Consider the following 13,144-nt stretch of genomic DNA (forward strand, 5'->3'; position numbering starts at 1 on the left):
CCGCTGGCCCCCACCGGTACGTTTTTGTCCGGTTCGGACGACCGTTCGACCGTCTTCTCACGGCCGTAGCCGCAGCACCCTGCGGCCGGCCGGTCGCCGCCCGTCACGCGGCGAACACCATGCGACGAGACACAGACGAGAGACGCGACAGACTCGAATCGGCCTCCGACTCACACCGAATCGTCCGGCAACTGCGCGACGTGCCGCCGCACGAGGTGTACGAGGTGCGCGTCGACGGCCGCCGCGCCGTCTACAAGCGAGACACCGGACCGACGGGGAGCGCCGGCGTCGAGGGGCGCGTGACGGCGTTCGTCGGCCGGGAGACGTCCGTCCCCGTCCCGGAGGTGCTCTCGGTCGGTGACGACCACTACGTCGCGGCGTGGCACCCCGACGCGCCCGAACCCGACGCGGCGCGTGTCGCGGACGAGACGTGGGCGCGCGCCGCCGGTCGCACGCTGGCCACCCTGCACGCGGAGACGGAATCGCACCTCGGAGCCTTCGGGCCGTTTCGGTCCCGCGACGGGGCGGACCCCGTGACCGACGACGGCGCACCGCGCGTGGACGGCACCGAGGACTGGCGCGAGGCGGCCCTCGCCGAAGTCCGGCGGCGTCGCCCCGTCCTCGCCCGCTACGGTCACGGCGACGTCGCAGACGCCGTCGTGGACCTTCTGCGTGACCGCGTGGACGCCTTCGCCGGCGCCGGCCCGCCGGTCTGCTGTCACGGGTGGGCCACTCCCGAACACGTCGCCGTCGCGGACGGCCGCGTCGCGTGCGTGGTCGACTTCGAACACGCCGTGGCCGCCCCCGCCGGGTTCGACTACTGGCGCACCGTGCTACCGACGTTCGGCGGCGACGACGCCTCGTCGACGGCGTTCCGCGAGGGCTACGAGTCCGTCCGGTCGCTGCCGTCCGGGTTCGACCGGCGCGCGCCGTTCTACGCGCTGTTGAACGAGGTCTACTACGTCGAATCGCTACACGTACAGGACCAGCACGGGCCGCGCGAGACGGCCGAACGCGCGGCCCGCCTCCGCGAGAACATCTTCGAGCGGGTCGAACGGCTCTCGTGACCGGTCGCGCCGCGCCGTCGACTCCCCGCGCCGCACCGCGCCGGCGGCGAGTCGCTTTTGCTCCTCACGTCCCTAGTGGGAGCGTGACACGCTTCGACGCCGTCGTGTTCGACCTCGACGGGACGCTGTGCCGACACGACCAGGACGCCGACGAGGTCTACTTCGGGGCGTTCGAACGCGCCGGCGAGGACCCGTTCGGCGCGCCGGCGGACCTCTGGGCGGCGCTCGACGGCGCGCCGGACCCGCAGGACCGACTCGGCTACCTGCGCGACGGCTTCGGCGCCGTGGCCGACCGCCACGGCAGACGCGACGCCGACGTCGACGCCTTGGCCCGGGGGTTCGACGCCGTCGTGGACAACGGCGCCGTCTCCTTCCTCGACGGCGCGGAAGACGGCTTGGCCGCGGCCCGTGACCGCGCCGCGGTCGGACTCATGACGAACGGCCCCGAACACCGCCAGTCGACGAAGCTCGCGTCGTTGGGGCTCGAAGACGCCTTCGAGGCGGTGGTGTACGCGGGCGACATGCCGCGCCGCAAACCCCACGCGGACCCGTTCGACCGCACCGTCGCCGAACTGTCGGTGTCGGCGTCGTCGACGCTGTACGTCGGTAACTCGCTGGAGTACGACGTGGCGGGCGCGCAGGGGGCCGGACTCCCCGTCGCGTGGTGTCCCGAGGACGGCGACGCCGACGCCGGGACGTACGACCCCGACTACGTCCTCGAATCGCTCTCGGAACTCGCCGCCGTGCTGGACGGGGCGCGCGGATGAGGCGGACGGGCCGAACGGGGAGTCGAGGGCAGTGAGCGACGTCGCCGCCGTCCTCGAACGCGAGTTCCCCGACCGGTCCGTCGCCTCGGCGACGCCGGCCCGCCGCGGCAACACGAAGGAGACGACGCTCGTCGCGTTCGCCGACGGCGGCGGTGCAGTCGTCCAGTTCGCCGCCGACGCCGCGGCGTTCCGGACCGAACTCGCCCTCGCCCGCGCCGTCCGCGAACGGACGTCCGTGCCCACGCCGCGCGTCCTCGCCGCCGGCCGCCTCGACGGCCGGGCGTACGCCGTGGTCGAACGCGTCGCCGGGACCGACCTGCACGAACGGTTCTCCCGCGTGGACGACGGAACGCGAACCCGCCTCGCGCGCCGGTTCGGTCGGTTCCTCGCCGAACTCCACGAAGCGTTCGCGTTCGACTCGTACGGGCGGGTCCGCGTCGCGGACGACGAGACGCCGCCCGACGACCACCGCTGGTTCGGCGACGACGAGGCAACCGAGTTCGCCGTCGCAGCGTCGCCGAGACGGCCCAGCGAGTCGACGGAGCGGCCGTCGGAGTCGCCGTGGCCGGGGTGGTTCCGTGCGTACGCCCGGGCCGGCATCGACGCCCTCCCGCCGGCGTTCGACGGCCTCCGCCCGGACATCGGTGCGGCGCTCCAGGCCGCCTCGCTCCCGTCGAGTCCGTCGTCCAGACTGTACCCGTGGGACCTCCGGCCCGGCAACGCGGTGTTCGACGGCGAGACGGTGGCGGCCGTCCTCGACTGGGGCGGTCCGCTCGCCGCCGCGCCGGGCCTCTCGGTCGCGAAGACGGAGCACCTCGTCGCCGACTGGTACGTCGAAGACAGCGAGTCGCTCCGCGTCGCGTTCAGGGACGGGTACGCGTCCGTGCGTCCGTATCCGAACGTGCGGTCGGTGTACCGACTGGTCGCGGTCGTTCGCTCGGCCGTCGACTCGCGGGGTGAGGTGACGCGGCCGCGGTTTCCCGAACTCGACGGCGGGCGAGCGGTGCAGTTCCACCGCGAGCGACTGCGGGAGTGGCTGTAGACCGTCGCGAGCGCCGGCCGACGAGGCCTCTCCGGTCGCTCGCCTTCGAACGGTACTCGTCACACAACTACTCGTTTCGTGACGTATCAGGAATCGTTATGTGCCCTACCAGACATGCACGACGAACGAATGTCTCGCCTCCTCTGTGGCTCTGATGCGGTCGCCGTCGACCGAGCGGCGTTCGACTGGGCGGCCGCCCGTTCCGAGGGCACTCCGGAGAGCGTCCTCTACGTCGCGAATCAGCCGCACCGCCTCCGGGAAGTCGAAGCGCAGTGGGAGGCGATCGGTCGTCCGCTCGAACTCACCGCGCTGACGCTGGACGAGTTCGTCGACCGTTGCTACGACCGAACCGAGGTCGGAGGCCCGGCCTCGCGGATGGACCAGCCGACCCGGCTTCGCCTCGTCGAACGCGCGCTGTCCCGCCTTCCGGCCGGTTCCTCGCTCGTGGACGGCGACGGACTACCGCCGACGGGTCTCGTAGAACAGGTGGAGGACCTGCTCAGTCTCGTCGAGTTCGCCGGTCTGCTGTCGCCCGAGGACGTGCGCCGGCGACTCACCGAGGACGGACTCGCCAACCTGAGTGCGGAACTGGGGAGCGTCGTCGGTCGGTTCTACGACGGCCGTGACGAACTCCCCGACACCGCGGGGAAGACGCTGTGGGCGGAGCGATATCGTCGCGTGGCGAACGCCGACGTCACCCGTGCGTTCCCGCACACGGACGCGGTAATCGTCGGTGGCTTCGACAGACTCTCCGTCCTCGCCGCGGCGGTCGTCGAGACCATCGCCGACGCGTGGCCCACCGCCGCGTCCGTCGCCCGGGTGACCGGGACGGACGGTCCGGCCGGCGTCGACGTGGCGACGACACCCGCGTGGGAGTTCTTCGTCGAGGACCTCGGCTTCGACCCCGACGGGGTCGTACCGAGAGCGTCACGACCGCTGGCGAATCGCCGCTTGGCAGCGGCGCCCTTCTCGCCCGACGCCGCTCCAGTCGACCTCGACGCGACGACCGTCGACACGGTCCTCCCGTCGTCGCTGCCGGGCGAGGTGCGGTACGTCGGACGGCAGGTACAGGAACTCCTGAGCGAGGGCGTCGACCCCGACGACGTCGGCGTCGTCGTCACCGCTCCCTCGGCGTACGCCCACCGCCTCGCGAACGAGTTCTCGGCCCGTGACGTGCCGCACGCCGTCGCCCGCGATTACGACCTCGACGGGACGGCGGTGGGGGCAGCACTGTTGACCGCGCTGGACCTGCTGGCGGACCCGACGCCCGGTGAGGACCTCCGAACGCTTCTGGACAACCCCCTCGTCGCACCCGCGCTCGCTGACTGGGAGGACGTGAGTGCGGCGCAGGTGTCCGACGCACTCGCCGACGCCGAGAGCCTCGACGACCTGGGGAGAACGCGTCGCGACGCCGTCGAGTCCCTGCTGAGTGCGGCAGCGGCCGCCGCCGACGACGGGAGCGTGGAGTCGTACCGTCGGTTCCTCGAGGACCTCGGCATCGAAAACGCGGTCGAAAATCCGGCGACAACCGGCTCACAGCGGGTCGTCTACCGCAGTGCCGAACGGGTGCTGGACGCCGTCGAACGGACGGGTGACGGCGACGACGTAGAACGCGCCCGGCACGCGCTGGGTGCCGTCTCCGTCACCGACGACCCGACGGTCCGGGAGGGCCGGGTGGAAGTTCTCGGTGCCGCCGAACTCGGGATGCGAACGTTCGACCGCGTGTTCGTTCTCGGCCTGACGGCGTCGCAGTTCCCGGGTTCGGCGAGTCGCCTCGCACTCGTCGACGCGGTCACAGACGCGCACCCGGACTTCTCCGAGGCCGACCAGGCGCGACGCGCCGAGTACCGTATCGCGAGCCTCGTCGCCGGGGCCGAATCCGTCACTCTCTCGCGGCCGAAACAGCAACTCGACGGAACCGAGTACATCGACGCGGGCATTCTCGCGGAGATTCGCCGCATCACCGACACCGAACCGCGGCGCCGGGACGAGTTCGGACACCTCGTTGGTCAGGACCCAACTGGTCGCCGAGACAAAGTCGGTGCGCGAGCTGACGCACAGCGAGCGTTCGCGACGGCTGGCGCTCGCGCCGGTCCCGACACACTCGGCGAGTACGCGACTGCCGCGTCGTCGACCGGGCTGTTCGCGGAGGCAGCTGGGAGTAGTGACCGTCTCAGTACGGGGATAGCACCGGGAGAGGGAGTAGTCGAAGGGATCCAGACCGCGTCTGATCGTGGGCTTGCGCGACCGTCAGAGCGTACGGGCTGGGTCACTCCTGAGACGGCACAGGACCTTTCGTTCCAGCTCGACCGACTCTCGCCGACGCAGGTGGAGCGATACGCCAGCTGCCCGTTCCGCTTCTACGCGAAGGAAGTCCTCGGGCTGGAAGAACCAGACCGCGACGAAGGACCAATCAATCGTGGGCACTACGTTCACGAGGTTCTGGAACGGTTCTACACGGAACTTCGAGACGAAGTGGGGGCTCCGGTTTCGCTCGTCGGATTCGATCAAGATGATCTGGAGGCGCGACTCCTCCGTATCGCGGTCGACGAACTCCAAGCCGTCGACGACGAGTTCGACGACCGCTGGCTCTTCGAACTACTGGCCGGCCTCGGTGATGCCGATCGAAACGAGTACTACAACCGGACCGCGGTCGACGGTCGACCTGCGGGTATCCTCGTGCGATTTCTCGAAGAAGAGCTCGCACTGTACGTCGACCCGGACAATCGGCTCCAGGACGGTCCACTAACGGCAGCACCGGTCTGGTTCGAAAGCAAACTCTCGTTCGACAGAGACGGAACCACGATTCGCGGGGTCCTCGACCGCGGCGAAACGACACCCGATGGGAGAGCCATCGTCCGCGACTACAAGACTGGATACACCTCCTCCGAACGCGACACGCTGGACGGACTCAGCTTCCAGTTGCCACTCTACGCGAAGCTGCTGGAGGAGAACGTCGACGAAGTTACCGAAGCCGTCGGAGGGGGGTACTACAGGCTGAAGAACCCGAGCGATGTCAGTTCCACCGCCGGACAGATCGGCTTCGTCGGTGACGAGCCTCCGAACGCGAGTTGGCGAGGGAACTCGTACAACGATGGATACGGCGGGACGCCGATGGTGTACCACGGTTCCGACAAACCCAGCATCGAGTCCCGCGCGGGATTCCGCGAGTTCCTCGACGAAGTCGTCCCGCGGCGTCTCGCCAGCATCGTCGCCGGCATCGAAGCGGGAACGTTCCATCCGACGGTCAACGACCCAGACGACGCCGGGTGCTCGAACTGTCCCTTCCGCGATGCCTGCGACGTCCGGTCCCACCGACGCCAACTATTCATGGAAAATATGGAATCCGAGGGGCGGGATGCGTACGTCCCACCGATCGCTCGCGGCGTAGAATGGGCTCCCGTGGCTGAGGAGGGGGAGAACTGATGCGCCGAGACGACCTCACCGACCAGCAGGACGACGCCGTCACAGCGCTCTCACAGAACTATCCACTCACCGCCGGTGCGGGGACGGGAAAGACCACGACGCTCTCGTTCCGGTATCTAGCGCTTCTGGAGGATCATCCCGACGCCCTCCCCGAGAACGTCCTCGTGACGACGTTCACGCGGCGGGCCGCACGCGACCTCACAGAGACCGTCCGCGAACGCGTCTTGGACCGCCTCGCCACCGCCGGCGCCGACCACGAGCGATGGCGCGAAGTTCTCGACGGATTGGACGAGGCGTACATCCACACGCTGCACGCATTCTGCCAGCGCGTCCTCTCCGAACACGCGAACGCGGTGGCCGGCCTCGACCCCGGATTCGACACCCTCGACGACGTCAAGGCGAGTCGACTCCAGCGAGACGTCGTCGACGAACTCGTCGAAGAGGAACCACGAGAGGTCGAGCTCCTGCTGGACGCGTTCTCGGAATACTCGCTCCGAGAAGTCATAGACGACCTGTTCGGTGAGCGTCCTGACAGCGAAGCCTGGGCTGACATCTGGAGCGCACCCGCTCGCACTATCGACGAGTACGTCGCGTACGTCGAAGAAGAACTCCACCCCTTCCCGGCCGACGAGGTGGATGCACTCTGTGCCGACGAGGAACTCCGAGTGCTCGTAGAGGAACTCCGAGAACTCGTTGTCGAACTCGACGAGACTGATCCCGGCGGGCGGACTGAGCGCGTCTGGACCGCAGTCAGACTCTTCGACGAGCCGGACGGGCTGGACGCCCTGGATTCCGTTCGTGACCGTCGAGCGCGGATCTACGACGTGTGTGACGAACTCACCAAATCCGGGCACGACGAGTACGCGAACTACTCCCCGGTGAAGGGAGACTGGAGCGGCAGCGACGCAGACGCCGACCGTATCGGCGAAATCGTCACCGAAATCGTTGAACGGCTGGATGCGACACACCGATCTGCGGAGGGTGACGGCCTCGACATCACCGTCGACCGCGAGGGCGCGCCGTACTTCTTCGCGTTGGCCCGCCTGTTCGACGACGCCGCCCGCCGGTACGAAGAGCGAAAGCGCGACCGAAACGTGCTGGACTACACCGACCTGGTCCAGCGGACGCGGAATCTGCTGCATCCAGAACGCGGAACCGACGCGGTTCGGGAGTCGCTCGCCGACCAGTTCGACTTCGTCATGATCGACGAGGTTCAGGACACCGACCCCAACCAGTGGGACATCGTCCGGTCGCTCACCAGCCTCGCCGGCGGCGAGACGCCGTACAGCGCGGGAAACGTCTTCGCCGTCGGCGACGAGAAACAGTCGATCTACCGCTTCCGGAACGCCGACGTCTCGGTCTTTCAGGAGGCCCGAAGCGCACTCGTCGGCGCGAACGGGAGCGAGAACGCCACAACGACGAGCGGAGGAGCCGACGTCGTCGGCTACCAGCTCCAAGACAACCTTCGAACGCTCCCGCCGCTGCTTCGCTTCCTCAACAGCCTCTTCGAGGACGTCTTCGACGACGACGCAGACGACGCCTTCGAGGCGACGCCGCAACCGCTCCGCCCGCGACGGGACAACCCTCACGACGTGACGCCCACGACGGAGTACCTGCTCGTCCCCGACGACGACCTCCGGACGAGCGTCCTCGACCGCGACCACCCGCTGAACGACGCACCCTCCTCGGCGCGACGGTGGGCAGAAGCTCAGTCCGTGGCAGCGCGCGCTACGCGCCTCGTCGGAGACGAGACACAGGTCTACGACCCAGACCCGGACGACGGCCCCGAAAGTCGGCCGGTGACGTACGACGATATCGCGGTCATCATCCGAAAGCGGACTCACCTCGACGAGTTCAAGCGCGCGTTCGACGACCACGAGGTCCCGTACACAGTCGTTCAGGGGGAGGGCTACTTCGACACGCCAGAGGTTCGGACGCTGACGAACCTGTTCCGCGTCCTCGCCGACCCAAGGGACGACATCCGCCTGTTCGGATTGCTTCGCTCCCCGATGTTCGGCTTCACCGACGACGAACTCGCCCCGGTCGTAGAGGGTGGTGACGTCTGGGAGACGCTCGGCGAGTCGGACGACACCGCGCTTGCACGCACTCACTCCTTGCTCGCCGAGTTGCGAACGCTCGCCGGTGCCTCCGAGGACGCCGTCGGGCCACAGGTCGACTCGTGGGCAGAACTCCTCGACGTCGCCCTCGACGCGACTGGCTACCTCGTGAGTCTCAGCGCCGACGAACGTCCGCGACAGGCGCTCGCCAACGTCGAACAGTTCGAGGAGTACCTGCGGGACGCCGTCGGCGACGCCGGCAGTCTCCGGACTCTCGTCACCCGCCTCGACGAACGCCGAGAGTTCACCAACTACGACCCCGAAGCCGCGATTCCGGACGGCGAAACCGGCGTCCGGATACTCACCGTCCACGCCGCGAAGGGCGAAGAATTCCCGGTCGTCATCGTGCCCGGTCTCGGAGACAAATTCAACACCGACCCGCCACTCGCAGGGGGAACCGAGTTCGACGACGTGAACGACCGCCCGGCGCTCGGACTCTCTGTCCCTGACAGCGACGACCCCTTCGACACCACCGACACCGTCGCGAAGAAAGGACTCCGGTCCCGACGTCTCGCAAAACTCCGTGCCGAAGAGAAGCGCACCCTGTACGTCGCCTGCACGCGCGCTCGCGACCACCTGATTCTGGCCGGCACGCACGGGACGGAGGGCGACGGGGACGAATCGCTGACCGAACTGGAAGCCCCGGAGACTGACGAACCCGAGCGTTGGAGCGACTTCGTTCAGGGCTCGCTGTTCGGTGACGGAGACCTGCTCGCCGACCTCGAGGCTCACGGACGAGCGACCGGCCGGCTCCACGTCGACGCGCTCACCGGCGAAGAAGAGCCTGACCGAGACGCTCCGTCGTACACCGTACGACTCCCGCCGCGACCGGAGGCGCAGGCCCGGGACGTCGACGTCGAGGACCCCCCGACGAGCGTCGAGATTTCACCAGTTCGACCGGAGCCCGTCCGGTACAAGCTCTCGCCGTATCAGGTCGCAGACGTGCTGAGCGACCGGCAAGACGGGGAACTGGTGTTCCACGAAGGAGAGCGCACCGTGCGCTACCGACGAGGGGACGACGGCACCGACTGGGACGAAGACGACGACGTGCCTGCCGACGTTCAGGCCGGAGGGTCCGAACTGTCCGGGCGGTTCTTCGGGGAGGCAGTCCACCGAGTCTGCGAACTCCAGCTTCCGGCCGAACGCTGGGACGACGTCGTCGACGACGCGCTCAGGTCGATGGACTACGAGGGAGCGGTCACCGAGGACGACCGCGCCCGCGTCGCGGAACATGCCCGGCGAGCGAACGACTACGTTCGCACGGTAACCGACAGCGACGACGCCGTCTATCGGGAGCTTCAGGCGGGCGTGGACCTGGCTCACGGCACCATCGCCGGTATCGTCGACTGCCTCGTTCTCGGTGACGAGACAGCCACGGTGGTCGACTACAAGACCGGTCACGTCGACGAATCGAAACTGCAGCAGAAGGCCGAATACTACCAGCCGCAACTCGAGGCGTACGCGCTGATGGTCGCGGCGTTCGACGACGACCGTCCGGTTACGACGCGCCTCTACTTCACCGAGAGAGACGTGGATTCCGGTGCTGAATTCGGTACCGGGAGTGGTTCCGGCTCGCTCGAGGAACTCGAAGCTCGTCTGGACAGGCGACTCTGCGAGGAAATCGAAGCGCAGACCGAAGCAACGCTCGCCTCCGAGACAGGGAACCCGAGTTCCGACCGATGACGCGGAGGGAGTGGTGACCCGGTGAGCGGGGCTACGTGCGAGTATTCGATATGCGCGCTCGACAAGTCGTCGACGGGACGAAGCCCAGTAATCGGGGTCTGCGTCTGCCCTACGACTCCTCGACGAATCTCGACGGTCTGCTCTTGAGAGATTTACTCGTGGATAGTGGTGTACGGCGCTAGCGGAAGCCACGACGACGGCGGGGCGCGTCACGTGTTCAAATCAGTCTGGACAGAGTGCTTGGCTTTGGACGAAGTTAGCCGCTGTACCGTCAACGCACACCGCAGAAAGACCGTATGGGCGCTACAGGATTTGAACTCCACTCGCGGCGAAGCCGCTCGCTAGTTCAAATCCTTCGCTGGAGATGATTCTCCGCTCACTTCGTTCGCGGAAGAATCATGGGCGCTACAGGATTTGAACCCGTGGCAACTTGGTCCGAAGCCAAGCACTCTGTCCAGACTGAGCTAAGCGCCCTCATTACTCCGTACCGGGACGGTTCAATTTAAACCCACGGATTCGACCCGACCGCGACCCCCTGACTCCGCGTCTTTTATCTTCGCGGGACAGAGACGTACCGCGTATGCCACCCGCCGCAGAGTCCGAGTCGTCCGTCGGCGAGGGGTCGTCGGCCGCCGAGACGGCTCGCGGCCTCCTCGAACTCGTGCGTCCGGGGAACGTCGTCTCGGCGGGTGTGCTGACGTTCACCGGGTCGTTCGTCGCGGCGGGACTGTTCGCCTCGCCGTCGCACGTCCTCGCGGCGGTACTCGCGACCGTCTTCGCCACCGGTGCCGGGAACGCCGTCAACGACTACTTCGACCGCGAAATAGACACGATAAACCGCCCGGACCGGCCCATCCCGCGCGGTGCGGTGAGTCCGCGCGAGGCGTTCGCATTCAGCGTCGCCCTGTTCCTCGGCGCCGTCGTCTGCGCGGTGACGCTCCCCGTCGAGGCGTTGCTCATCGCCGTCGTCAACCTCGTCGCACTCGTCGCGTACACGGAATACTTCAAGGGACTGCCGGCCGTCGGCAACCTCGTCGTCGGCTACCTCACGGGGTCGACGTTCCTGTTCGGGGCCGCGGCGGTGGACAGCACCTTCGACCCGAACGTGCTCGTCCTGTTCGGTCTGGCCGCGCTGGCGACGTTCACGCGGGAGGTAGTCAAAGACGTCGAGGACCTCGAGGGCGACAGGGAAGAGGGCCTCAGCACGCTTCCCATCGTCGTCGGGGAGCGACGAGCGCTCGGCGTCGGCGTCGCCGCGATGGTCGTCGCCGTCGTCGCCAGCGCCTACCCGTACGTGGACGGGGTGTTCGGCGTCGCCTACCTCGCCCTGGTCGTCCCCGCGGACCTCGTGATGCTGATTGCCTGCGTCCGGTCGTTCCGGAATCCCTCGCTCGCGCAACGGCGTCTCAAACACGGGATGCTCCTCGCGACGGCGGCGTTCATCGCCGGCCGACTCCTGCTGTCGCCGGGGCCGGTCGGATAGGAGCGTCAGTCGGGCAGGAGCGCCAGTCGGGCAGGAGCGCCAGTCGGGCAGGAGCGCGCCGGTCGGTACCGTCACGCCGACTGCGGCGCGACCATCAACTATAGGTGGTGTGTGACCCTCTGTGGAGACGAACGAACACGAACGAACACGGCGGAGTCGCACCACACGCCCCGACGACCGGCGGTGGCGACTCACCTCACACAAAGAACCTACTACATTGACACCTCTCTCCGAGACGACGGTCATAGAATCAAAAAGAATATTATTGACTCACAATATCGTTGTACCGTTTGATGACTCTCGGTGAGGTCACCCGCCGCGCAAGCGAACACCCACTAGTCGGCAGGTCGTCACAGAGGCACCCACATGTATGACCTGTCACCGGCCGTCGATGCCGAGGTTCCCCCGGGAACGAACCTCCTCATCAGTGGGCCACCGCTTACCGGTAAGCGTTCGATAGCGCTGGATATCCTCGCCGAGGGGGCGACGAACGGCGACGGTGCGATAATCGTCACCACGAAGGACGGCGCAAAGCGCGTCCTCTCGGACTTCGAGAAGCGCACGCCGTACGAGGGAAAGCCCGTCGCCGTCGTCGACTGCGTGACGCGACAGCAGGGTGTCGGCGAGATTCGGGACGACGACCGAATCAAGTACACCTCGTCGCCGGTGGACATGACCGGCATCGGTATCAAGCTCTCGGAGTTCCTGCAGGCGTTCTATCAGGACCGCAACATCGAGCAGAACCGCATCATGCTCCACTCGCTGTCGACGCTCCTCATGTACGCCGACCTGCAGACGGTGTTCCGCTTCCTGCACGTGTTCACGGGCCGCATCCAGAGCGTCGAGGGCCTCGGCCTGTTCGCCATCGACTCCAGCGCCCACGACGACAAGACGATGAACACGCTCAAGCAGTTGTTCGACGGCATCGTCACGACGTACGAGGACCGCGAACCCGAGGTTCGCCTCGCCTCCGACTGACTCGCGACTCACGGACGTCACCGACCCGCTTCTCCGACCCGCGCTCTTCACCCACCCCTCCGAGCGTCCGCCGACGCGGCCCCAGTTGACCGACCCGACGCACGTCCACCGACGACTTTTGTCGGTGGCCCGTCTCCGTTCACGCATGGTCACGGACGAGGAACTCCGCGAGATACTGAGCGCCGACACCGTCGCCGTCGTCGGCTGTTCGACGACGCCCGGCAAGGCCGCGCACGACATCCCGGCCTACCTGCAGAACCACGGCTACCGCGTGATACCGGTCAACCCCTTCGCCGACGAGATTCTCGGCGAGACGGCGTACGACTCGCTGTCGGACGTGCCCGCGGACGCCGGCGTCGACGTCGTGGACGTGTTCCGTCCCAGCGAGGAGGCGGGCGACATCGCCGAGGCGGCCGTCGAGCGACACGAGTCCGTCGGCGACGTGGGGTCGGTGTGGCTCCAACTCGGCATCACGAACGACGACGCGAAACGGCGCGTGCGCGAGGCCGGACTCGCCTTCGTCCAGGACAAGTGCATGAAAGTCGAACACAGCCGCCTCCTCGGCTGAGCATCGGTCGCGG

8 protein-coding genes and 1 tRNA gene are annotated in these 13,144 nt (G+C 67.6%); 8 read left to right on the top strand and 1 reads right to left on the bottom strand.

Annotated elements, in window-relative coordinates; all coding sequences use genetic code 11:
* Positions 1-119 precede the first annotated feature (119 nt).
* From BM310_RS08950 to BM310_RS08970, 5 genes are all read left to right on the top strand, one after another.
* Positions 120-1,067, top strand: coding sequence for a phosphotransferase family protein (locus tag BM310_RS08950; protein ID WP_089806637.1), 948 nt, complete (start codon positions 120-122; stop codon positions 1,065-1,067).
* Between the two features lie 83 nt (positions 1,068-1,150).
* Positions 1,151-1,834, top strand: coding sequence for an HAD family hydrolase (locus BM310_RS08955; protein ID WP_089806638.1), 684 nt, complete (start codon positions 1,151-1,153; stop codon positions 1,832-1,834).
* Between the two features lie 31 nt (positions 1,835-1,865).
* On the top strand, positions 1,866-2,876 hold the full coding sequence (locus BM310_RS08960; RefSeq protein WP_089806640.1) for a phosphotransferase family protein: 1,011 nt from the start codon (positions 1,866-1,868) through the stop codon (positions 2,874-2,876).
* A gap of 114 nt (positions 2,877-2,990) precedes the next feature.
* A complete protein-coding gene (locus BM310_RS08965) occupies positions 2,991-6,302 on the top strand; it encodes a PD-(D/E)XK nuclease family protein (protein ID WP_089806642.1) in 3,312 nt (1,103 codons plus the stop codon).
* Complete coding sequence (locus BM310_RS08970; protein ID WP_089806644.1) at positions 6,302-10,102, top strand: UvrD-helicase domain-containing protein; 3,801 nt, start codon at positions 6,302-6,304, stop codon at positions 10,100-10,102. Before BM310_RS08965 ends, BM310_RS08970 begins: the two co-directional genes overlap by 1 nt.
* Before the next feature lie 399 nt (positions 10,103-10,501).
* On the opposite strand, the gene BM310_RS08975 is transcribed toward BM310_RS08970, so the two are convergent.
* Positions 10,502-10,576: transfer RNA gene (locus BM310_RS08975), tRNA-Arg, on the bottom strand.
* A gap of 106 nt (positions 10,577-10,682) precedes the next feature.
* Between BM310_RS08975 and BM310_RS08980 the strand changes: the two genes are divergently transcribed.
* The 3 genes from BM310_RS08980 to BM310_RS08990 all read left to right on the top strand — a co-directional run bounded on the left by BM310_RS08980 (position 10,683) and on the right by BM310_RS08990 (position 13,131).
* Positions 10,683-11,585, top strand: a complete 903-nt coding sequence (locus BM310_RS08980; protein ID WP_089806673.1) for a geranylgeranylglycerol-phosphate geranylgeranyltransferase — start codon at positions 10,683-10,685, stop codon at positions 11,583-11,585.
* Positions 11,586-11,951: 366 nt separating this feature from the next.
* Positions 11,952-12,563 carry an RAD55 family ATPase gene (locus BM310_RS08985; protein WP_089806676.1) on the top strand — a complete coding sequence of 204 codons (612 nt, stop codon included), beginning with the start codon at positions 11,952-11,954 and terminating at the stop codon, positions 12,561-12,563.
* A gap of 145 nt (positions 12,564-12,708) precedes the next feature.
* A complete protein-coding gene (locus BM310_RS08990) occupies positions 12,709-13,131 on the top strand; it encodes a CoA-binding protein (RefSeq protein ID WP_089806678.1) in 423 nt (140 codons plus the stop codon).
* The last annotated feature ends 13 nt before the right edge of the window (positions 13,132-13,144 follow it).

The sequence above is a fragment of the Halogeometricum rufum genome (assembly GCF_900112175.1).
Taxonomy (GTDB): Archaea; Halobacteriota; Halobacteria; order Halobacteriales; family Haloferacaceae; genus Halogeometricum; species Halogeometricum rufum.

Bases quoted from the DNA above. Each gene is read 5' to 3' on its own strand.
- BM310_RS08950 (WP_089806637.1), top strand. From the start codon at position 120: ATGCGACGAGACACAGACGAGAGACGCGACAGACTCGAATCGGCCTCC.
- BM310_RS08965 (WP_089806642.1), top strand. From the start codon at position 2,991: ATGCACGACGAACGAATGTCTCGCCTCCTCTGTGGCTCTGATGCGGTC.
- BM310_RS08970 (WP_089806644.1), top strand. From the start codon at position 6,302: ATGCGCCGAGACGACCTCACCGACCAGCAGGACGACGCCGTCACAGCG.
- BM310_RS08980 (WP_089806673.1), top strand. From the start codon at position 10,683: ATGCCACCCGCCGCAGAGTCCGAGTCGTCCGTCGGCGAGGGGTCGTCG.
- BM310_RS08985 (WP_089806676.1), top strand. From the start codon at position 11,952: ATGTATGACCTGTCACCGGCCGTCGATGCCGAGGTTCCCCCGGGAACG.
- BM310_RS08990 (WP_089806678.1), top strand. From the start codon at position 12,709: ATGGTCACGGACGAGGAACTCCGCGAGATACTGAGCGCCGACACCGTC.